The 23019-nt window shown below is 50.9% G+C and carries 17 protein-coding genes; 10 read left to right on the forward strand and 7 right to left on the reverse strand.

The genetic code is table 11. From position 1 onward, the window contains the following. Positions 1 to 93: 93 nt before the first annotated feature. The 5 genes from ACJJII_RS10290 to ACJJII_RS10310 all read right to left on the reverse strand — a co-directional run bounded on the left by ACJJII_RS10290 (position 94) and on the right by ACJJII_RS10310 (position 11138). Positions 94 to 2778: a TonB-dependent receptor plug domain-containing protein gene (locus tag ACJJII_RS10290; protein ID WP_444919063.1), complete on the reverse strand. Its 2685-nt coding sequence runs from the start codon at positions 2776 to 2778 to the stop codon at positions 94 to 96. 332 nt (positions 2779 to 3110) lie between these two features. Further along, positions 3111 to 5951 (reverse strand): TonB-dependent receptor domain-containing protein, encoded by a 2841-nt coding sequence (locus ACJJII_RS10295; protein WP_444919065.1) that lies wholly within the window; start codon positions 5949 to 5951, stop codon positions 3111 to 3113. Positions 5952 to 6191: 240 nt separating this feature from the next. Further along, positions 6192 to 8744: a TonB-dependent receptor gene (locus tag ACJJII_RS10300; RefSeq protein WP_444919066.1), complete on the reverse strand. Its 2553-nt coding sequence runs from the start codon at positions 8742 to 8744 to the stop codon at positions 6192 to 6194. 473 nt (positions 8745 to 9217) lie between these two features. Beyond that, entirely contained in the window at positions 9218 to 10270 is a 1053-nt protein-coding gene (locus ACJJII_RS10305; RefSeq protein WP_444919067.1) for a FecR family protein, read from the reverse strand. Positions 10271 to 10610: 340 nt separating this feature from the next. Continuing rightward, a complete protein-coding gene (locus ACJJII_RS10310; RefSeq protein WP_444919068.1) occupies positions 10611 to 11138 on the reverse strand; it encodes an RNA polymerase sigma factor in 528 nt (175 codons plus the stop codon). 235 nt (positions 11139 to 11373) lie between these two features. On the opposite strand from ACJJII_RS10310, the gene dnaX reads away from it, so the two are divergent. The 10 genes from dnaX to ACJJII_RS10360 all read left to right on the forward strand — a co-directional run bounded on the left by dnaX (position 11374) and on the right by ACJJII_RS10360 (position 20249). Next, a complete protein-coding gene (gene dnaX / locus ACJJII_RS10315; protein ID WP_444919069.1) occupies positions 11374 to 13356 on the forward strand; it encodes a DNA polymerase III subunit gamma/tau in 1983 nt (660 codons plus the stop codon). A 55-nt stretch (positions 13357 to 13411) separates the two neighbouring features. Beyond that, positions 13412 to 13756: a YbaB/EbfC family nucleoid-associated protein gene (locus ACJJII_RS10320; RefSeq protein WP_413664473.1), complete on the forward strand. Its 345-nt coding sequence runs from the start codon at positions 13412 to 13414 to the stop codon at positions 13754 to 13756. A 30-nt stretch (positions 13757 to 13786) separates the two neighbouring features. Next, positions 13787 to 14392, forward strand: a complete 606-nt coding sequence (gene recR / locus ACJJII_RS10325; RefSeq protein ID WP_282934172.1) for a recombination mediator RecR — start codon at positions 13787 to 13789, stop codon at positions 14390 to 14392. Positions 14393 to 14401: 9 nt separating this feature from the next. Then, positions 14402 to 15532, forward strand: coding sequence for a ribonuclease D (gene rnd, locus ACJJII_RS10330; protein WP_444919070.1), 1131 nt, complete (start codon positions 14402 to 14404; stop codon positions 15530 to 15532). Beyond that, positions 15529 to 15816: a YcgL domain-containing protein gene (locus ACJJII_RS10335; RefSeq protein ID WP_444892840.1), complete on the forward strand. Its 288-nt coding sequence runs from the start codon at positions 15529 to 15531 to the stop codon at positions 15814 to 15816. The genes rnd and ACJJII_RS10335 overlap by 4 nt, the downstream gene beginning before the upstream one ends. Positions 15817 to 15826: 10 nt before the next feature. After that, positions 15827 to 16276, forward strand: coding sequence for a YcgN family cysteine cluster protein (locus ACJJII_RS10340; RefSeq protein WP_444919071.1), 450 nt, complete (start codon positions 15827 to 15829; stop codon positions 16274 to 16276). Positions 16277 to 16472: 196 nt separating this feature from the next. Next, entirely contained in the window at positions 16473 to 16853 is a 381-nt protein-coding gene (locus ACJJII_RS10345) for a hypothetical protein (RefSeq protein ID WP_282934168.1), read from the forward strand. 415 nt (positions 16854 to 17268) lie between these two features. Then, the gene (locus ACJJII_RS10350) at positions 17269 to 17949 is read left to right on the forward strand and encodes a YEATS-associated helix-containing protein (RefSeq protein ID WP_108731891.1); all 681 of its coding nucleotides are present in this window, start codon (positions 17269 to 17271) and stop codon (positions 17947 to 17949) included. A gap of 172 nt (positions 17950 to 18121) precedes the next feature. Continuing rightward, the gene (locus ACJJII_RS10355) at positions 18122 to 18967 is read left to right on the forward strand and encodes an AAA family ATPase (protein WP_444895115.1); all 846 of its coding nucleotides are present in this window, start codon (positions 18122 to 18124) and stop codon (positions 18965 to 18967) included. Between the two features lie 100 nt (positions 18968 to 19067). Beyond that, a complete protein-coding gene (locus ACJJII_RS10360) occupies positions 19068 to 20249 on the forward strand; it encodes a vWA domain-containing protein (RefSeq protein WP_444919072.1) in 1182 nt (393 codons plus the stop codon). A gap of 28 nt (positions 20250 to 20277) precedes the next feature. Here the strand turns inward: ACJJII_RS10360 and ACJJII_RS10365 are convergent, their stop codons facing one another. Next, entirely contained in the window at positions 20278 to 21513 is a 1236-nt protein-coding gene (locus ACJJII_RS10365; protein WP_444919272.1) for an amidase family protein, read from the reverse strand. 12 nt (positions 21514 to 21525) lie between these two features. Beyond that, positions 21526 to 23019: a peptide MFS transporter gene (locus ACJJII_RS10370; protein WP_413664480.1), complete on the reverse strand. Its 1494-nt coding sequence runs from the start codon at positions 23017 to 23019 to the stop codon at positions 21526 to 21528.

The raw sequence follows: 23019 nt of genomic DNA on the forward strand, positions 1-23019 counted from the left end.
TCTTGGCTAATTGAAAGGGGAGGGAGTTGGGAAATAAAAAAGCCGCTGGAGTCAGCGGCTTTGGTGGGGGTAGTTTTTTATAACTCGGCTAGTTTACTCGAAGCTGTGACTAACGCTGAGGTACCAGCGTGTGCCGCGGGGATCGTAAAGAGCTTGGTCATACCAGGGCCATCCAGTGCCAGCTGTCTCAGAGTATACAGGCTCTTCATCGGTCAAATTAATGATGCCGAGAGTGAAGCTGGTATTATCACTGAAGTCGTAGGTGCCCTTCAGGCCGAGTTCGAAGTAGCTGTCCGCAGTTTCTACTCGACTTTCTTCGCCTGGAGCACAGCTGAAGTTCTCCGTATCGCGCCCGCCGATAGTATCTTCGGTTTCACCGATATAGCGGCCGGTAAGGGCCACAGAGAAGCGGTCTTTGGACCAGCCAATCTGATTGTTGAATCGCCACTCGGGTTCACTTGTAGTTCCAGCCTCGTCACATAGAGGTTGAATAGCGGATATTTGGCGCTCATGGCTCATCAGGTAAGCTGCGCGGAAGTCGGTAAACATAGTCCCGCCTGCCAGCTCAAAGCTATAGCGCCCAGAGAAGTCGATACCCTCGCCATTCTCTTCATTCAGGTTTTGAAGATTGGAACGTACCTCAGCTCCTGGAATACTCAATGAACCGTTTACTCGAGTAACCAGGTCAGGGTAAAGGGCCTCGTTGTCGATAAGTTCTTGTACTCCCAGGGAGCCAATCTTGCCTTCTACCTGAATATTGTAGTAATCGACAGCGAGTAGCATGTTATCGATGGGCTCATAAACTAGGCCAAGACTATAGTTTTTGGATTCCTCGGTTTCAAGCTCTGGGTTACCTCCAGACACTGAGCGTATTTCTACCTGGCGACAAGCAGTGGCAATTTCGTCGTCGGAGGAGCCAGGGTCTGCTTTTGCAGTGTTACACTTAGCGGTATCAACAGCAGTTGTTACCCCAAATGACTGGCCTAGGAAAAGGTCTCCAAGAGTTGGGGCCTTGAAGCCAGTGCCAGTTGAGGCGCGAACCATCAAGTTGTCCATTATTCGGTATGAAGCTGCAAGATTCCAGGTGGTGGCATCATCTCCAGAGCTTACCCCAAGGCCTTCCCAGCTATAGTCGTCATAACGCGCAGCAAGGGAGATCTCCAGATCCTCTAGCGGGTTCATAGCGATCTCACCATAAACTGCGGTATTTTCCCGGCTGCCACCACCGTTGGAGCTAGCTCCGCCAGCAATATCCCCGGACGTAGATAAAGCGTCCGAACGATCGCTAAACTCATCTTCTTTAAAGCGAGCGCCAAATGAGTACCCAACCTTGGACTGGCCGACGGAGAAGGGCAGTTCACCGGTGAGGTTTGCAGTCAGTGTATTTTCTGTACCGGTGGACTGACGCTGAGTGGAGACAGCCAGCTCGTTTTCCTCAAAGAAAGCAGGAGAATAGGTTTGAGTTGGGTCAAATGTACCATCGGCTACAGCTGCTTCTACACGGCTAGTAGATAATTGACCGCCAACACCAACACGATTCATTTCTGACTCTACAGTCTGAAAGCTGACGTCGAGTTCGTGGCCGCTACCCAGGTCAAAGCGCGCACCGAATACAGAAGAGAATGCAGTGTTTGTGTTGTCAGTAGATCGAGGTCCCGCGTCTACGAAGCGGCGGAAAATATATACTGCTTCTGAGTTGGCTAGATCACTCCCTAGTTGCTCATCAATTCCAGCTAGTGACTCAGCGCCAGTGATATTGAAGTAGGCGGGGGCGGCACCGTTGCGAACTTCGGTGACGTTGCGACTAAAGCGGAACTCACCGTAACCGGTAATGTTCTCTGCTAATTCTAGCTCGCCACTCGCGAGGAAATTAAAGCGCTCTTGTGCTGGGACGGCCTCGTAAATTGGACCCACATCGTATGCACAGTTTTCACCTTGGCTTGTGTACTCTGCCGGACGCGCGGAGCCTTCTGGGCAGTCAGCTGCGGCGTAGGTAATATCATTTGCTAAATCCATATAAGAGGCTGGTAATCCGGTCGGGCTGCGTCCGTCGATACCAGTTGGGGATATGGCAGAGCCGATAAGTGGCAAACCATTGGCGCTGACGCTCTCCTGGGTTTGGTAATCGACAGAGGCCATCATCCAGCCTTTGTCACCAGTAACCCCGCCCGAGAAAGAAAAGTTATGCTTAACTCCGTCACCATTTTCCATCGCTTCGGTGCGGAATTCGGTTTGCATGCCATCAAAATTGGAGCGTGTAATTACATTAATTACACCTTGAACAGCGTCGGCACCATAAATGGCAGATGCACCGGTAGATAGGAACTCAATACGCTCTACCGCAGCCATGGGAATCAGGTTGAGGTTAGTTGCGTTACTGCCAGCTTGCGGATCTGCAGGAAGTCTTCTTCCGTTTAAAAGTAGTAAAACATAATCTACACCAAATCCGCGGCTATCAAATTGAGCTGAACCAGCGGATTGGGATAATGTTTCGTTTTCGCTAAAAATAGATGGTCCGGCAAAATTTGCAGTAAATAAAAATTCCTGGATGCTAGATGCACCAGAATTTTTTATGTAGTCGGAATTAAATACTTGTACTGGTACGGCGAGCTCGGGATCAATTCGTTTAATCCTTGATCCGGTAACTACAACCTCCTCTACTTGATCGGCATCGTATGCCTGAGACTCATCTTGTTGAGCTAGTGCAGGATTAAGAACTGCAATAGCTGCGAGGCCGAGCGCACTCCGTACTGCCGCAGAAATGAGGTTTCGTTTCATCATTGATCCCCTATTGATCTTAATTGTACTTAATATTTATTTGGAGTCGTTTTTATTTGAAGTTAATTTTGTTCTCCAATGAATATCGGAGCATAACAATATTTTTGCTGTTGAAATATAGGTGAATTATAAATTGAATGCGGGTTTTACAAGAGTGTCACAACTGACAGATTATTTATTTGGTAAGTCAGTTCTAAAAGTGAACTTTGTGTTGCTGCGGTTTTAATTTTTATTTGATGTTTTATTGATTGCGTTATTTTAGTTGGAGCTTTTGAAGGGGTTTCGGGAAATAAAGCGGAGCCCATTAGGCTCCGCTTTTTTGAATGGCAATATTAGAAGGTAACGGTAAAGCCGGTAAATATGCGGCGACCGATTACATCATACATGCCGGGCTCGGTGTTCGCATTAAATGAGCTGTGGAAGTATGGTGGCTTTTCGTCGGTTAAATTATTGATACCAACGGAGAAGCTCATATTTTCCCAGGAGTAGCTGCCGATCAGGTCGTGATAAATAACACTCTCTGCAACTGCGTCAGAAGTGATTGAAGCTGGGCGGAGTAAATCCTCAGTTTCATCAATGTAACGCATATCCCAGTCAACAGACCAGTTGTCTCCAAATACACCGACTGTGGTATTCCAGCGCCATTCGGGGAATACCCCAAATCCATCTGCAGTACCAACTAGCTCGCGGCTACCGGCTAGCGGGAATTCACGCTCATAGCTGTTTACGAGAGTTCCCGTCCAGGCAAGGTTGTACCCTTGGATTGGCCCCATGCTCCATTCGCCCTCGTAGCGGGCCGCCAGATCGAATCCGTCGGTTCGCAATGTTCCGAGGTTACCAAAGGCCCCGACAGCATTGGCAGGGAGCGGGAATGCCCCTTCAGTATAAGGACGCCCATCGGCAAAAACGCTACAGGCAGGAGAACTCAAATCAACAGAGTTTAAGCATGCATAACTCAGATCGTTGTAGTCCTCGGAATCGATCACGTTGTCGATTTCAATATTCCAGTAGTCAATACTGAGAGATAGGTTTTCAAGGAACGAGGGAGTGTAAACCAGGCCGATATTGTAAGATTCGGACTCTTCTGGTTTCAGATCAGACTCTGGAGCAGCCGTGACATAGTAAGCCTGGTAACCAAAGCCATATTCACCAGCATCGGAAGTGTCTACTCCAAGAGTTTGGCAGTTGTCATACATGGTTTGGGTGATATCACCAGATTCCAGACGGCGATCGCCAAACTCACACCAGGGCTCTGCTTTGGGGAACCCACCTGATTCGCCTTGGTTCATCTCTGAAATATTGGGTGCACGGAAACCGGTGGAGAAGCCTGCGCGAACCCGAAGGTCATCAATAGGCTGATAATCCATGCCGATCTTGTAGGTGGTCGCTGTGCCGGCGGAGGTGTCGTAATCGGAGTAGCGAGTCGATGCGTTAAAACTCAGGTTGTCCAGTACTGGGAGGAAAACCTCAGCGTATACTTCACCAACGGAGAAGCTGCCTTCCTGAGGGTCACCAGCACCTCCAGTGGTCAGTCCGCCAGCAATAAACTCATCGGGAATGAACTCGCCGCGCTCGTGCCTGTGCTCAAGGCCTACCGCCCAGCCAGCAGTGCCACCGGCCATGTCGAACATTTCGCCATCCAGATTTAGGGCAAACATCTCCATGCGGCCCTTGTACAAGTCTTTCAGGGAGCCTGCAGTGAGATAGCTCATCTGTGCAGCTGAAATGCCGCCGAATTCGGAGAATGGGTTGAGTACTCCTGCCGCAGCACAATCTGGGTTGGCCTCGACGTCCATACAGGCGTCTGGGTCTACAGCAATGGCCCAGCGGTCAAAGCGGCCGTAGTTGGTGGTTTCGTCAATCGTCTGGCTTTCCGCAAAGGTGTAGCTGAAATCCCAGTTAACTACGTCGCCAAAATTACCAGTAAAGCCTGCAACCATGCGATAGGTATCGGCTGTTTGAGTGAACAGACGGCCACCGGACTCTTCGAATCGGCGATTGACTCGAACACCTATGCCTTCTATGCCGAGATCATTCAGGTCATCGGCAGTGCCCATAATACCATCGGCGCCAGACGCATAATCACCGAAGGGGTTGTAAGGGTTGCTGGCGGGAACGTAATCATTCCATTGGGGCCCGTCCGTAGTTGCAATATCATCACGGACTGCGAATGAAGCGTCTGGAGCCAGGCGCTGATGGGAGGTGCGGCGGGTATAAAGTGCCTCGAAGTAGCCCTCAACATCGTCTGTGATTTCCAGCTTGCCCAGAGCGCCAAATTGCCAGCGCTCGTTGGGAGTGATGAGGGCATTTACCGGGGCGTAATTATATACGTCATCTGATCCAAATTCCCGAGCCTGTCCGATGGAGGAGTCCCAAATATAATTGCCATAATCGGGCACACGGATTTTTCGGCTATTAGAGGAACCGGATGCTACGGCCTTAAACGTACCGTCTTCTTGCAGCAGTGAGTAGAGCTCATCTTGTGCGAAGTCTCGCTCCGCTTGATACATTTCTTCTTGCTGCGAGTAGCTCATGGACATGAGTAGGTTGCCGCGATCGCCCGCGACGCCGGCCAGCATAGAGAAACCGCTATTTTGGGCCTGGCCATCCTCTGTGCCTTGACCAAAGTTACCTTTAAGTTCAAAGCCCTCAAAATCATCTTTGAGTATGAAGTTAACCACACCAGCGAGTGCATCAGAGCCATAGATTGTGGAAGCGCCGTCTTTTAAGACTTCTACGCGCTCGATCATGGCTTCAGGGATGGTGTTGATATCTACAGCGCCATCACCATTCACGTCACCAATGGTGCGTCGTCCATTAACCAGGACTAATGTGCGCTTAAATTCAAGGCCGCGCATGTCGATTTTTTTCTGGCCCTGGTCGCTACCATTATTGGTTGATGCGCCCATTTGGTAGCCAGTAAATACAGGATCTTCTTTCAGGAATTCATCGATACTAGCAAGGCCTGCTTTATCCAGTTCTTCTGTGCCATAACTGGAAATTGGGCTGGAAGAGCTAAAGCCGTCACGGCTGATGCGGGACCCGGTTACAATAACCTCTTCAACCATCTCCGCATCTTCTTGTGCGAAGGCTGGCATTGTTGGAACCATAATTGCAGCTGCGGTGAAGCCTAAGGCTCCCTTCACAGCTACAGATAGGAGGTTCTTTTTCATTGTCAATCCTCTCTTGATCGTTGGATTTGTAGTCTTTTGTCATTAATGACGATTTTTGAAAGTGACTACCCCCAAGCGGCCACTTTCCTCCCAACAATCCTATTAACGAGTAGGAGATAGAACCCCTCAAAAGAATCGTGTTTTTTTCCGATACTGCGTATTGTCAGTTCTGGTAGGTCAGTACAAATTAAGACTTACTAAATGGAGGGGAAGCGCCTTGAGCAAGTTAGAAGGAGGGGGTCAAAGCTTGAAGGAAAGGCTGCCGTAAAAGAACCGACCGGTGAGATCGTATGTTTGGTAGTCGTAATTGTTGCTGTCTGCTGTCGAAGCGAAAGGTGGGGATTGATCTAGCAGATTATTTATGCCCATCGTAAAGCGAATCTGGGGATTCGGGGTGTAGGCAAGTTGGATATCGTGAGTCGACCAGCTACTGATTTTGCGGTAATCATAAGAGCCGTCTTGGTTGATAAAAGTCTCTTTGAGGCTATCTACATAATGGATGGTATATCCAGCTCCCCATGCCCCTGCTTGCAGGTAGGCTCCCGTATTAGCTTTCCATTTGGGGAGTGATCCGAGCCCTCCGCTAGAGGAGTCGGTGAAGCTTCCAACAAGGTTTTCCTTAGTTGATTTGGGGGAGCTCTGGTTTAGGTAGTGGAGCATTCTACTGATATTCAGTCCAAACTGAACTTTTCTATTTTCGTCTATTTGCAGGTTATAGCGAAAGGCGGTGTCATATCCGCGGATTTCCCGGCTGCCCTGGTTAGTGCGAGAGGCGTAAATCTTAGTGATATCGCCCTTGGGATCTCGTATTACTAAGTCTGTATACAGGTTGTGGTTGGCATTCTGATCCACAAGGAATTGAGGGTTGGTACCTATTACTTGGTCTTCGTCGATATCGTAAATATCAAATTTAGCGTTAAAGCCGGGAATGTTTGATGGCTCCCATGTTACCCCAATAAAGATCGTGCGAGATGTTTCCGGTGCAAGGTCCGGGTTGCCACTAAATTCGGTTAAGTACTGTATCCGTGAGCTATCAGACTGGATCTGGCATCCGGGAAGACTGCCTGCGTTTGAGCTTGTGCAAGGGTCAAATAGAAACTCCTGAGTTTGATAGCCCTGCTGATTCATATCTGTCAGGGTTGGGGCTCTAAAGCCAGTGGTATAGCTACTTCGAACCAGTAGGGAGGGGATGGGTTTCCATCTTAGTGCTAGCTTTGGATTGTTAGTGTCTCCGAAGTCATCGTAGTGAGAGCCTCTAATTGCACCGTCGAGCCATAGCTTTTCTGAAATGAGGGGGATGGATACTTCTGCAAAAGCCTCTTTTATGAGGCGGGTTCCCTCTGTGGATCCAGGTGCATGCCCACCAATAAAGGATAGTCCAGAGTTGTCATTGGAATGAAGACTTATGCTCTCCCGTCTAAACTCAAGTCCTGCTGCTGCCAGAATATTTCCTGCAGATATCCTTTTGATTATGCCATCGGTGGTAAATGTGAGAGAAGTCATCCGGGAATTGCTGGTGGTTGTACTTTTCCCCCTAATAAACGCTAACTGTTCGGCATCAATGCTACCGCTGGAGCCAAGAAGGTTGATGGCTACACAGGAGGTATCCGTATTGCAGATATCTGGCCCTTTTAAGCCTTGAGACAGTGCAAGAGGATCAATAACATTATTTAGTGTTTCCTTTTTGTGGGTCTTGTGGATTGAGGCTCCCAGCTCCCACTGCCACTCTTCCCAGAAGCCTTTTAAACCAGTAGTGAATCTCCAGGTATTTGTGCGGTTGTGTTGCGTCCTTGGGCCAAGTTCAATAACGCGTCTACGGACATCGTAAATTTCTTGGTTAAAGTCGTTGTAAATATTACTTGCTGATATCGACAGATCTCCATTGTCGAAGCGAGTAAATACGGGAGTGGGGGCAGAAGTTGACTCCCCGATCGATCGCACTCCCATAATTTCAGAATATACCTGTGTGCTTTCTTCGATATCTAGGCTGCCGGCAACGTACACTGAGTCGCTTTGAGTGGGAGTTATTGCTGAGGTGTAGCTGCTATAGTCAAATTTCTCTTCTGGAGACCAGTTCCCGTAAGCCCCGGATGAGAGGTTGGTTAATACTTCATCCCTTGCAAGGGCTATAAACCCTCCGGGAATGGCAGAGGATCGCTGATCGGTGCCGCCCATTGCACGACTATCTGCTGAATTGGATAAACTCCTATCCCGGCTCATTACTTTTCCCTGGCGATTTTGCGCTAGGTTTAACATTAAGTGAGACCGGTCCCCCCTCCATCCCCAGGTTAAGTGGTGGGATTCACTCTGTCGATCACCTTGCGAAGCTTGTCCGTAATAGCTCTTCACTGAGAGCCCCTCAAAGTCAGTTTGCAGAATAATATTCACAACTCCTGCGATAGCGTCGGAGCCATAAACTGCCGAAGCTCCATCTTTTAGAATCTCTACTCTTTCAACTAAGGCCAGGGGAATAGTGTTTAGGTCCGTTGCCTCTCCATTGAATCCATCACTGATGATTCGCCTCCCATTGAGAAGAACAAGAGTGCTATTGGCTGGTAGGCCGCGCAGTGAGACCGTTGCTGTGCCATCACTCTCCTGGCTAACTGACGTGCTTGTGGAGTTGCCAGAAATGGCAGGTAAGAACTTTAGCAAATCGGCAATGCTTTGAGCGCCGGTCATCTCCAGTTGGTCTCGTGAAAGTTGGTCTACCGGCAAGTATCCTTCTGACTGGAAGTGGCGCAAGTGGCTTCCGGTTAGGCTTTGGCCGGTAACCGTTACTTCTTCGGTTCGCAAAGTATCCGTTGCTATTTGTCGGGAAGAATCAGTCTGGGGTGATTCAATAACAGCTACTGATGATGGGCCTACTTTTTTGAAGGATAGTGGTACTCCTTCTAATAGTTGCTTTAGCGCGGGCTCAAATTGGCCGTTGGGGCTAAGTAGTGTCTGCCTGTTAACTTGAAATTTTGCAGCTGAAGAGGCTCTAACCAGCAGTGATATTTTACATTGCTGGCCCATTGATATCAGAGCTTGAGAGAGGCTACCTTTGGAGATTTCGATTCCTGATTCAGGGCATAGGGCGTAAGTAGCGCTAGGGGAGCAAAGCGCTAACACAAGGGATATTGTTATCCAGTACCTAAGTGTCAATGAGGTGCCCATTCAAATACATGCAGCATGTCAAAATGCAGCAAATTGATAGTTTTTCTTAGTTTTTTGGGCGGGCTTATTTTGCTTGTGTAATATATAACCGCCGTATCGACGGTTATAACCTAGTTATGTGTGGGAGACAAGATAGTCAGGTTGGAGTCGCTGTGGTCTTCATGTAAATCGAGCGCAGTAGCGATTGCTTTCAAGGTGCTATCTGGGTCGGAGATCTCAAAGGTTCCTGAAACCAATTTGTCCTCTACTTGGGGGGAAGCGGCAACTGGAACAGCTAAATAGCGGTTTAACTCGGTTAAAGCGTCCTTAAGTGGGGTTTTTTCAAAGACTAGCAGTCCTTTCGTCCAGTCGGTAGCTTCTTCCGGTGATGTTTGACCAATTGGGCTAAGTCCTCTTTCAGAAACGCTGACTTTCTCGTTCTTGACCAATTGTACTGATTCAGGCTCCAAGCCGGGAGCGCTATCGGTTTCGCTGACTGAGACTGTGCCCTCAGTTACAGATACTCTTGTGCTCTGTGGGTTGAGTTCAACGTTAAATTCGGTTCCCAATACGCGGATATTGGCGCTGCCGGCAGTAACAGTAAAAGGGCGAGAAGTTTGCCTTGCCACTTCGAAGAAGGCTTCACCTCGAACTAACTCAGTGCGGCGCTCATTGCGATTATAGATTACCCGCAGTTCACTATTTGAGTTCAGTTTTACTTCTGAGCCGTCGGACAGATTTATGGTTTGTATTTGTCCGCGTTCGGTCGCATATATTTGAGCTTTGAGTTCGCCGCCCATACCCTGATATCCAACCCATAAGGCAACTATTGCTCCACAGGTTGCTAGCCCTCCGCCCATAAGCCACTGCGGCAATGTCCATTGCTTTGAGCTTTGTTGCCCCTGTGCATTTTCGGTGGATGTGGAACATACGGCAGCATTATTTTGCGGAGAGGGAATGCTTTCTGGGAACAATGTATCTACCGGTAGGTGAGATAAGGCACCCAGGTCTCCCCAGAGTTCAGTGATTTCGGCAAAAGCCAACTGGTTCTCGTCCTGGGAAATCCATTTCTTGAACTGGTTGCGGTCGCTAGATGTAATCGAGTCAGAGCGCAAACGAGCAACCCAAGCGCAAGCCTGGTCAAGGCTTTCTTCACTTATTGCTTGCTTAGGGTTAGTCATCATGGTTGCTCTAGCATCTTGGGTTTACGAAGTGTTACTTTAGTACTTAGATATTCAGGGCGGCATATTACTCAAAGTTTCTGGATTTGTGCGACCTCTACCGCGCATACCGTCGAATAAAAATGTCATTCCAACGAGTTTTTACTGAATTGCAGTAAAATGTTCTGTTGTATGTAGAGTATTTAGGTTTACTCAATTCGGCCCTTCGAAGCTGAGACGACTGAACAGCTTCCCCCCTCAAATAATTTTGTGGAGTTGTTGTTAAGGTGTGAATACCGGTGGTTCATCTTTTTTTATCGTTATTTTAAGGATATATGTCACAAGTGGCGCAACTGACTGAAGGTCACCTTTCAGGAGTTACCTTCTTACGACACGCTTTCAAAGCCTGCAAAATATACTTTTCCACACTACTCACGGAGATATTCATCTCCTTAGCTATCTCGCTATAGGAGAGGCCCCGGGTCCTATGTAATAGAAAGGCCTGGCGACACTTTAGGGGTAGCTTGTCCATGGTTTCGTAGATTGACTGTAACTGCTGGCGGGCTGCCAGCAATCTTTCCGGTGACTGATGATCCGCATGGTCGTCGGTGTAGGGCTCACCTTCCATGGGGATCTGCTGGCTCACGTAATCTACATGAAGCTTGCCCCGGCGCAGCTGGTCTACGGCAAGATTATTGGCAATCTGATAGAGGTAGGCTCGTGGATTCTCAAGTTCCTTTTCATCGCTGAGTTTTTGCAGGCGTAGATAGGCGTGTTGGGCGATATCCTCGGCATCGTCAGGGCTTTTAACAATGCGAGAGACAAAGCGTACCAAGGCCTGTCCGTGCTCGGTAAACAGCCTTTCAAGAAGCGTCTTCCTGGCCTTATTCATTACTGATCGTGATCCCCGTACCCTGCTCGCTGTAGTTATGGACTGATTGTTCTTAGTGCGAGCTGGCGCACAGTTATATCACAAGCATTGGTTTCGCTACGAGAGGTACGATCGAACTTGAATGGTCACACTCTCCGATTCTCTATGCCTGACGGTGGATGCCGGTATAATGGCGGCCGCGCCACAGGCGCAGACAATAAGACCTTGCAGAGGTGTGTCGAGCACCGGAGATTGAATGAGTTATCAAGTACTGGCACGGAAGTGGCGGCCGAAGCTGTTTCGCGAGATGGTGGGGCAGGAGCATGTTCTCCAGGCGTTGATCAACGCCCTGGATAATGGTCGCTTGCACCACGCCTACCTCTTTGCCGGTACCCGTGGTGTGGGTAAAACCACGATCGCACGAATCCTGGCCAAGTGCCTGAATTGTGAAGAGGGAGTCAGTTCTGAACCCTGTGGCCAGTGCCACACTTGCAATGAGATTGCCGATGGCCGTTTTGTCGACCTGATCGAAGTGGATGCAGCCTCGCGTACCAAGGTCGAAGATACTCGTGAACTGCTTGAGAACGTGCAGTACGCACCGACCCGGGGTCGCTTCAAGGTTTACCTGATCGATGAAGTCCATATGCTGTCGAACAGCTCGTTTAACGCGCTGTTAAAAACCCTCGAAGAACCGCCCCCCCATGTGAAGTTTCTGCTGGCAACGACTGATCCGCAGAAGTTGCCGGTGACTGTGTTGTCCCGCTGTCTGCAGTTCAAGCTGAAGAATATGAGCCCCGAGCGGGTTGTGGGGCACTTGAAGTTTGTGTTGGAGCAGGAGCAGGTCCCGTTTGAAGAAGGGGCCCTGTGGCATCTCGGTCGCGCCGCAGATGGCAGTATGCGAGATGGGATGAGTCTTACCGACCAGGCCATCGCATTTGGTGGGGGGCAAATTACCGAGGCAGAAGTGCGCGGTATGCTGGGCAGTATCGATACCGGTTTGGTGTGGAAGCTGCTGCAAGCCTTATCCGAAGAGGATGCGCCGGGTCTATTTGCCACAGTTGCTGAATTGTCTCAGCAGGCCCCTGATTACAGTGCTGCGCTGGCAGAACTCGCCGATAACCTGCACCGCATTGCAGTGGCCCAGGTGTTGCCCCAATCTATTGATAACTCTCTGGGTGATGGTGAGCGACTGAGAAATTTAGCTGGGCGTATCGCCCCGGAAAATGTGCAGTTGTATTACCAGATGGCCTTGCTGGCCCGGCGTGACCTGCCTTTAGCCCCGGATCAGCGCAGTGGCTTTGAAATGGCTCTGCTGCGGATGTTGGCTTTCCGCCCCCAGGGTGTTGCGGATATTCCCCGTTCGCCACTGCCATCGGCTTCCGAATCCGTTTCACCAGCACCAGCACCAGCTCTAGAAGCGCTACAACCACAGGCTCCTGTAGCACCAGAAGTACCGGAGGTCAGCCCGGCAAAAAAGCCTGAAGCGGCACAGCCGCAGGCTGTTACAAAGGTTGATGTGGGTCCCCCGCAGGTAGTGCAGGGCCTGCAGCCGTCGCAGAATCAGGCAGAGCAAAGGGAGGCAGAGCCTGCAGCCCCAACTGAAATGATCAGTGAGTCAGCGACGGAGGCTCAGCCGGAGCAAATTATAAGCCCGCCCCCTGTTCGGGGAGTGGCAGAAGAGCGTCCCCAGCGTAAAGATGTCCTGGCCGAGCTGCGCCAGCGAGTTGCGGAAGTGGAGTCGGCGCCGGCACCACAGCAACCAGTACCACAAAATACGGTGAATACCTCGCGGCAGGCTCCGGTAGAAAGCCACAGTCAGGAAGTGCCAAAAGGGCGTTTGGAAGCATTAACGCCTGGCAGTTGGCCGGTAATGTATGGACAGCTGGGTATTACCGGTATTTTGCACTCCATTGCCCAGCACTTGGAGATGGTGGGCAGGCAGGACAATATACTCTCGTTCACCCTGGATGAATCCTACAGCAGCCTCTACGACGAAGTTCACCAGCGGCGTCTGGGGGACTCTCTGGCTGACTTCTTCCAACAGCCTGTGGTAGCGCAGATACAAGTAGGGCAGGTACATGGGAGTACTCCCGCCCGGTTAGTCGCAGCTACTCGCCAAGCGCGGCTTGAAGCTGCCCAGGATGCACTGGTCGCTGACCCGCTGGTTCAAGAATTACAGACAGAATTGAGTGCGGAACTGGTGCCGGGCTCCGTAGAATCACTAGTAGTAGAAGATTAATGACAATTAGGGCCCGGTTTATTCCGGGACCACATGCACAAGATAGAGGTTACCTATGAAAGGTTTGGGCGATTTGATGCAGCAGGCCCAGAAAATGCAGGCCGATATGCAGGAAAAAATGCAGAAGATGCAGCAGGACCTGACTGAGCTTCGCATCTGCGGTGAGTCTGGGGCGGGTATGGTCAAGGTGACGATGAATGGTCGCCACGATGTGACATCTGTGGAAATTGATCCCTCCCTGATGACCGAGGAGAAGGAAATGCTGGAAGACCTGCTGGCCGCTGCGGTCAACGACGCTGTGCGCCGTGTAGAGGAAAAAACACAGGAACTGCAAAAGCAAGGGATGGGAGACCTGACTTCAGGTATCAATTTGCCTGAAGGCTTTAAGTTCCCCTTTTAAGAAGTGGCCATCCACTGGTTTTGAGTTTGTATGTTTAGTCCCCTGATTGAAGAGCTGATCCGCGCGCTCCGCTGTCTGCCCAGTGTGGGCCCCAAGTCCGCGCAGCGCATGGCGATGTACCTGTTGGAAAAAGACCGCGAAGCTGCGTCTCTGCTGGCCCAGAGTTTGGCGCGAGCGGTGGAGCAAGTGGGGCGCTGTGGGCAGTGTCGCACCCTGACAGAGGAGCCCGTTTGTTCATTGTGTAGCAATAGCCGGCGCGAGCAGGACTCACTGTGCGTGGTTGAGACGCCCGCTGATGTTCTGGCTATTGAGCAGGCCGGTAATTACCACGGTCGCTACTTTGTCCTGCATGGGCATCTCTCGCCCATCGATGGTATTGGCCCGGGGGACCTGGGGATCGACTTGCTGGAGCAGAGGCTTGCTACTGAGCAGTTGCGCGAACTTATTGTCGCCACTAACCCTACGGTAGAAGGTGAAGCTACCGCGCAGTACATCGCGGAGAGAGCTCGTGCCCAGGGGGTGACGGTGAGCCGGATTGCCCACGGTGTGCCCATCGGCGGAGAGCTGGAATATATCGATGGCGGGACTCTCGCTCACGCCTTTAATAGTCGAACCGCATTTTTTTCCGGCAGTTGAGTGATATCGATGACAGAAATAGATACCACTCCACGCTGGGTCGACAGTTACGAGCAGCTGGTAGAGTTGTGTGCAGAATGGCGCAAGCAGAGTGCGGTAGCCCTGGATACCGAGTTCATGCGCAGCCGTACTTTTTATCCCCAGCCGGCGCTGGTCCAGGTAGGTGATGGAAAACACTGCTACCTGATCGACAATTTGGCGATTGAGGAGTTACAGCCGCTTCGCGACCTCTTGCTCGATACCGCTGTCACTAAAATCATGCACAGTTGTAGTGAGGACCTGGAAACCCTTGAGCGCTTGCTGGGCGTGATTCCCGAGCCCATTTTTGATACCCAAATTGCCGCTGCAATCTGTGGTATGGGAGCGGGCTTAGGTTATGCGGCGACAGTTAACCAGCTACTGCATATTGAATTGCCCAAGAGTGAAACCCGCTCGGACTGGCTGCAGAGACCTCTCAGCGATGCACAGAAAACCTATGCCGCCCTCGATGTCGCTTGGTTGCCGGTACTCTACGGCGTACTGGTAAAGGACCTCAATGCTAAGCGGCGCCTGGAGTGGTTACAGGAAGACTGTGCATCATTGGTGGTTGCGGCTCGAAACCCGAACCCCCCTGAGGTTTACTACCAGAAAGTGAAAGGTGCCTGGCGCCTGCGCAGTAAACAACTGGCAGTGCTTCAGGATGTGTGTGCCTGGCGCGAAAAGCAGGCCAGGGCGCTGAATATGCCGCGCAATCACCTGCTGAAAGAGAATATCTGTCTCGGCCTGGCCCAACAGTTGCCTCGGCATAGAGGTGCCTTGAGTCAACTGGGTATGGAAGGGCGAGCTCTGCGTGAGCATGGCGAGGCCCTTTTAAAAATCGTTGCCCAAGCCTGCGAGAGAAGCGATCCACCTGCGCGAATGCAGCAGCCTCTCAACCGGCAGCAGGGAGAGATCCTCAAGCAACTGCGGCTTGAGATGGTGTCTATTGCCGAGCGGGCCGGGTTGCCTGCCGAAATATTAATTCGCAAAAAAGAGCTGGAAGCCTTGGTCCAGGCCCGTCGACCCGAGTTAGAGGGTCGGCTCAGAGGGTGGCGGGCCGATGTGATTGGCCACCCTTTGCTCGAAGCTCTGAAACAATTGCGTAAAGAGGAATTGAAGTGAAAGTTTTATGCGATATTTATCGCAGTCCAAATAAAGACGAAATGTATCTGTACGTGGATAAGCGCGAAGGCACTGCGAGGGTTCCCAAAAATCTACTGGAGCTTTTCGGCAAACCGCAGCACGTCACTACGATGTTGGTGACGCCGGACAAAAAGCTGGCCCGTGCAGAGGCGGACAAGTTGCTCAAAGAGGTGCGCACTCGCGGCTATTACTTACAGATGCCGCCAATAGCCGATTCCGAAATGAGTGAAATCGCGCTGAAGAACAGCAAGTTGCAACGCTGAGTCGAGCTTAATGGCACAGGAGCCTTTTTGGCGGCGGAAAACGCTGGAGCAAATGAGTCGGTCGGAGTGGGAGCAGCTTTGTGACGGTTGTGGTCGCTGCTGTCTGCACAGTTTGGAGGATGAGGATACGGGTGAGGTCTACCTCACTAATGTGGCCTGCCGCCTGTTGGATACCTATTCCTGCCAGTGCAGCAAGTACAGCCAGCGCAAAGCCCATGTCCCCGGATGCATTCAGTTGCGTATAGAGGATATTGCCGAATTCGATTGGTTGCCGCTCACCTGCGCATACCGCAGTCTTGCGGAAGGGCGCCCTCTTGCAGACTGGCACCCATTGGTGTCGGGGGACCCGGAATCCGTACATCGGGCGGGGGTATCGGTGCGTGGGCGCGTTGTCAGTGAAGAGTCGGTTCATCCGGACGATATGGAGGATCATATTGTCTCTTGGGTTGAACAAGGTTGATCGCAAACGGGAACTGCGACCTGTGAACGCCTTTGGATATTGCGCATAATTAAATCATTCTTCGGATCGATTTATGGCTGGCAGTGCTTGTCTGCGAAGCGGCGTAAATATGCCGGTTCCGAGCGAGTGACGATGTAAAGGACCCTGGCATATTTGCCCGATATTGGATCGGTGTGCCAGAAAGTAGAGTGAGAGAATGACAGAAGATTTCCAATTTGCCTGGATGGTATACGCCGCTTCAACACTGGTTATGCTGTTGGCGGGCTGGTGGTTTATGCGCAATTGGCGCTGGAGTTGGGTACGCCAGACTCTACTGTTAGTGGCTGCGGCGGTGTTGCTGGCGCCGGCAAAGACCTCTGTAGCGGAGTCAGTTGCTGTGCCGGTGTTGCCGCTATTTGTTTATCAAACGCTGTTTGAAGAAAATGGAGCGGCGCCAGAGGTCACTACCAATTTGATATTCGCTTCGGGTGGAGCCCTGGCGATCATGGTTGTTTGGGGGATTGTCAGCTTGCTGATGAGGTTTCGCCGGGACAGGCGTCGTCGCTTTGATGAAGATCCCTACTTTAACGAACAATAACCCAAGATATGGCTGTCATGCCTGAGGGCAGGGTAGCCATTCACCCAGTATTTTTTGTTGCACTTTAATTCACTTGCGCAGCCATCGTCCCTCCTCGACGCCTATATCCAGGCCTTCACTCGGTTGCTCGTATCAAAGGCGCTAAAACCCTTTAGACCGACAACCCCAGTCAATGACAGCTGCTATATCTATTAAGCTGGTTCCCGCTGTGGCGCAATGCAAAACAATGTAAAAGCAGTGTCACTTTTCTGCCAGGTATCCAGTAACAACAAGAGGCGGCTGTATCCAGCATGTGGGAAATACCTCGCACCTAATAGGGGAAGAGGGCAAGGGCAGTCGTGAATAGAGTGAAATATTCAGTTCAATACCCACTTGCCCGGATTGGCAGTGAGAGCCGAATGGCTGAGGAATACTGATGCTCGATCACCTGCTTATATTGACTGCAGTAATGCTGGTTTCGGGCATTTTGGGTGGGCTGGTCAATTACTATCAAATGCTGTTCACCGAAGAAGATCCAGCGGGGCTCGCACGTTGCCTGATTATGGGGCTGTGTGGCGCCTTGATGGTGCCGATATTCCTTAAATTCACCCAGAGTGACTTGTTGATAGAAATCCAGGGTGACCCCTCGCGTTTATTGATTTTTACCGGTTACTGCCTGCTCGCTGCAATTGCATCACGTATGTTCGTGTTTAACGCCGCGCGGCGCCAGTTGCGCGACGCCAGTATTGCCCGTGCCCGAGTAGAGAATATGGAGCAGGAACTGCGCACCATGCAGTTGGAAATGATGCCCCTATTGGAGCATGAAATTGAGGGCGATCCCGAGCAGGGGCCGACCATCGATTTCAATCAGATCCGTAAATTGGATGACAATGCCCTACAGGTACTGCATTTGTTAAATACCGGGGAGTGTGTATTTCGGTCTCTTTCCGGCATGGTGCAGGACAGCGGTATGGAAACCAATTCTATAGCCCGCGCCTTGAATAGCTTGCTGGTGCTGGAGATGGTCGGGAAAATTCACAGTCACCTGGGCATCCGCTGGTATATCACCGGCAAAGGTCGCCAGGTTGTACACCGCCGCAGTACCCAGATGGCCTAGGCTGCTTCGGTAAGCCTACGCGTACTTTCAAGGCTCGCCCTGCGGGACTGGCAAATTTCCCCAGCGCAAGCTGGTCATCCAAATTGAGCGTTACCGCCTCGCCCCCAACCTGTTGTTCAATTATCATTCGCTAAAAGAGATAGTTAGCCTCGACGACAGGATTGGAGCAGTTATGAAGTTTACCGGTACCGAAAGCTATGTAGCGACCGACGACTTGCAGATGGCGGTGAATGCGGCCGTTACCCTGCAGCGCCCACTATTGATCAAGGGTGAGCCCGGCACCGGCAAAACACTGCTCGCCGAGCAGGTAGCAGAGAGCCTCGGACTAAAGCTGATCCAGTGGCATATTAAATCCACCACCAAAGCCCAGCAGGGCCTGTACGAGTACGACGCGGTATCCCGCCTGCGGGACTCCCAACTGGGGGTGGATAAGGTTCACGATATTGGCAACTACATTAAGCGCGGTAAGCTTTGGGAGGCCTTTGCGGCAGAAGAGCGCGTGGTGCTGCTGATCGATGAAATCGATAAAGCGGATATCGAATTCCCCAACGACCTGCTGGTTGAGCTTGATCGTATGGAGTTCTTTGTCTATGAGACTGGCGAAACCATCAAGGCCAAGCAGCGCCCCATCGTAATTATCACTTCCAATAACGAAAAAGAACTGCCGGACGCCTTTTTACGCCGCTGCTTTTTCCATTACATCAGCTTCCCCGATCGTGACACCATGCGCAAAATTGTCGATGTGCACTATCCAGGGATCAAAGGGCAGTTGGTGGCCGAGGCAATGGATATTTTCTTCCAGCTGCGCGAGGTTCCAGGCCTAAAGAAAAAGCCTTCTACCTCCGAGCTGATCGATTGGCTCAAGCTGTTGATGGCTGATGATATTCCCGGGGAGATTTTGAAAAACAGCGATAGCAGCAATGCCATTCCGCCGCTCTACGGTGCCCTGCTGAAAAACGAGCAGGATGTCCATATGCTGGAGCGCCTGGCGTTTATGGCCCGTCGCGATAATCGCTAAACTGTGTTGGTTAATGTCACCGAGGGCTTAGGTTGTCCTCGGTGATTTCGGCCCGGTTTAACCGGGTGTTATTTTTTCCCTGTGCTGACTGCGAATTATTATGCTGATTGGCTTTTTCCAGAATTTACGCCGCTATAAATTACCGGTAACCATCACCGAACTGCTGGCCCTGCTTGAGGCATTACAGCAGCGCCTGGTGTTTGCCGACCTTGAGGAATTTTACTTCCTTGCCCGCGTTTGCCTCGTCAAGGACGAGAAGCACTTCGATAAATTTGATCGCGCTTTCGACGCCTATTTTAAGGACCTTGAGACCCTCGATGACATTGTCGAGCAAATGATTCCCGAGGACTGGCTGCGTGCAGAATTTATAAAGCAGTTGACCGAAGAGGAAAAGGCCCAGGTGCAAAGCCTCGGCGGCTTGGAAAAACTGCTGGAGGAATTTAAGAAGCGTCTAGAGGAGCAGAAGAAGCGCCACAGTGGTGGTAATCGCTGGATTGGCACTGGCGGCACGAGCCCGTTTGGCAATAGCGGTTATCATCCCGGTGGTATCCGTGTGGGCGGTAAGGGGCGTAATCGCTCGGCGTCAAAGGTTTGGGAGAAGCGCCAGTTTAAAAATCTGGATGACAGTATCAGTCTGGGCACCCGCAATATCCAGGTGGCTCTGCGCAAGTTGCGCAAATTTGCCCGCACCGGTGCCGCAGAGGAACTGGATCTGGATAACACCATTTCCTCTACTGCACGCAACGCAGGGTTACTGGATATTCAAATGGTGCCGGAGCGACATAATGCAATTAAGGTGCTGATCTTTTTCGATGTAGGGGGCTCTATGGACCCCTATGTGCGCGTCTGTGAAGAACTGTTCTCCGCCTGTCGTTCTGAGTTCAAGCATCTCGAATATTTTTATTTCCACAATTTTGTTTACGAGCATGTGTGGAAAGACAACCAGCGGCGCTATAGCGAAAATACCTCGCTGCTGGAAATACTGCGCACCTATGGCAAGGACTACAAAGTAATTTTTGTCGGCGATGCGTCTATGGCGCCCTACGAAATTACCAGTCGTTTCGGCAGTGTCGAACATATGAATGAAGAGCCCGGTGCGGCCTGGATGGAGCGTGTTACCGATACCTACAGTAACCTGATCTGGTTGAACCCTGTAGGAGAGGAGTACTGGCAATATACTCCCAGTATCGGTATGACCCAGAGACTGGTGGACGGGCATATGTATCCGATGACCCTGGAGGGGTTGGATCGAGCCATCGCTTATTTGGTTAAAGGGCGTTAAAAAGCTGATCGCTTTTTCAGGTAGCACCTTAGGTGCTACCTGCTATTCCTTCGAGGGATTTTGTTAGTTGCGCAACTAGAGATAGAAGCGAAAAATCGCTTTGTGGAGTCATTATCAATGAGAAGCCACTGGGTTTCTCTATCTCTTTTCCCCCAGTATTAATCCCATTTTCTACGATAGAAAACAACGGCAGATGACATTGGGGGGCGCCCCAAAGCCCTGCAATAGCGGTTAAACCCAATAGTCGCTGGCGATTTGTTTGTACTTTGCTGGGTTCACTATCGGTCCCTTTCTTAATTGCGGTTGTGGGGGTGGTTGGTACTAGTAAAACGCTACTGTTGTCCGGTAGTAATGTTTCCATCAACTTGCACCACTGTTGTCGTTTTTCGTTGGCCCAGAATATCTCATCATCGGTAATTGATAGGGCCATAGTAATTCTTGTGGCTATGTCCTCTGAAAATACCGGCCGGTATTTTCGCAACCAGTCTCCGTGAGTATTGGCGATGGCGCGGCCCTGCAAAATTCTGAATACATCCGCCAGTTCGCCCAGTAATTCAATGTCAGACAGGTGTTTAATCTCGCAGATAGAAAATTGATTATTTAATGTAGGAATAAATTCCTGGATTGCTGATTGAATAGGCGTATCTGCCAGTTGACTGATCTCGGGGCAAGTAACCAGGCGGGTTACTTTATTTGCGGATAAATGCTGTGACGGGATTAGAATTTTGCCGACGTCTACAAGTAATGAAGGAGTTTGACTAAACCAACCGACAGTATCAAAGCAGGGTGCTAAACCGATAACACCGTCGGTAGGAATAAGTGAGTGACTGGTTCGAATGCCGAATAAACCACAATAGCTTGCAGGTACCCTCACCGATCCGCCGGTGTCGGTGCCTAAGCCAATATCGGCTGTTCCTGAGGCCACGGCGGCGGCCGATCCCATAGAGGAACCCCCACAAAAATAGCCGGGCAGTTTAGGGTTGTCGGCAGAACCGTAGTGTAAATTACTCCCCTGCATGCTGTAGGCGAGTTCATCAAGGTGAGTAAACCCAGTAAAGGTTGAGCCGGCCTCCAGTAATTTCTGCAAGCTAAGTGCGGTTTTATTGGCAGGAGGGTGAGTATTGAACCACTCGGGGCTGCCTGCCGTATTTTTCTCCCCTTTCAATTGAAAGAGATCTTTGACCGCTAAACGTACGCCTGTTAGCGGTCCGGAATCTGATAACGTTAAAGAGCGAGGTCCGTGCTCGCAAAATACGCCTTTTATGGGTTGGCTCCCTTATTTGTCATTACCGCTAAAATGCTTCGGCGGTACACCGTCGTGATCGGCGGTGATGCTCAGTTCCTCCTTGGTGGTTTCGCCCACCTTTACGTGAACCTCTTCTGCACCGTGCATCCAGTCCACCAGTTTCTCGCGAATAAAGTACAGGATAATTCCGGCAATAATTGCGGCCAGGGCTACTCCGCCAAAGGTTGCGAGTGGACCGGATACACCGACGAGTTTACCGATCTCTGCGGCTCCTTTGTTGGCAATACCAATAAAGGCAAACCAAAGCCCCATCATCAGGGATAAATAGCGCAGCGGAGATAATTTAGTTACAACAGAGAGCCCAATTGGCGATAGGCAAAGTTCGCCAATGGTGTGGAAAATATAGGCAAATACCAGCCACCAAATACTCGCTTTAATGGTCTCTGAATCGCCAATTTGCAGGGCGGCACCGCACATGGATAAGAATCCCACGCCGAGAAAAACCAGTCCCAAACTGAATTTGGCCGGTGAGCTGGGCTCCCGATCCCCCATGCCTACCCAGATACTGGCCATAATCGGCGCGAGGATAATAATAAACAGAGGGTTTACCATCTGCAGCCAACTGGCGGGAATCTCCCACCCCAGCACATTCAGGTCGGTTCGATATTTGGCGAATAAGTTCATTGAGCCGGCAGCCTGCTCAAAGCCGGCCCAAAAAATCACGATAAACACGCCCAAAACCAAAATAACTTTGATGCGGTCTCGCTCCTCTTGAGTCAGCGGGCGGCGCTTATCGACGTCCTCATCTTTCTTGTCTTTCAGTTCCAGGTGCGCAGAAGGTTCTACACCGATTTCTCCCAGGTAGCGCTTGGCTTGGGTCATCTGCAGGATTAGGCCGGCTAACATGCCAAGGCCAGCGACGATAAAGGCCAGCTGGTAATCCACCTTTTCCCCAATCCAGCCCACCAGTAGGTAACCGAGGATAGAGCCCAGGTTGATGCCCATATAAAAAATGGTAAAGGCGGTATCCCGGCGGTGGTCACCTTCCTCGTAAAGGTCCCCGACCATGGTAGAGATATTTGGCTTGAAGAAACCGTTGCCGATAATCAGCAATGCCAACCCGATCCACAGCATATAAATTTGGCTGCCATTTGGCAGCCAACCGTGGGGGAATCCCAGGGCGAACTGCCCCAGCATCATCAAGGTGCCGCCGAACATAATACAGCGGCGCTGGCCCCAGCGATTATCTGCCATCCAACCGCCGATAATGGGGGTTAGGTAGACCAGCATTGCATACCAGCCCAGGTAGCTGAGGGCTTTGGATTGCAATTCGGTATCGGTCAGTTGTTCCCAGCCGAAGACTGCGGCAGTCGCTGTAGAGGTCAGGTAGAAGACAAAAATACCACGCATGCCGTAGTAGCTGAGACGTTCCCACATCTCAGTACCAAACAACAGGAAGAGTCCCTTGGGGTGGCCAAATAGTTGGCCTGCGCTGGCGGGGGGCTTGGGCTTGATCTCTTGCAT

Source organism: Microbulbifer maximicatervae (SeqCode) (assembly GCF_052467825.1).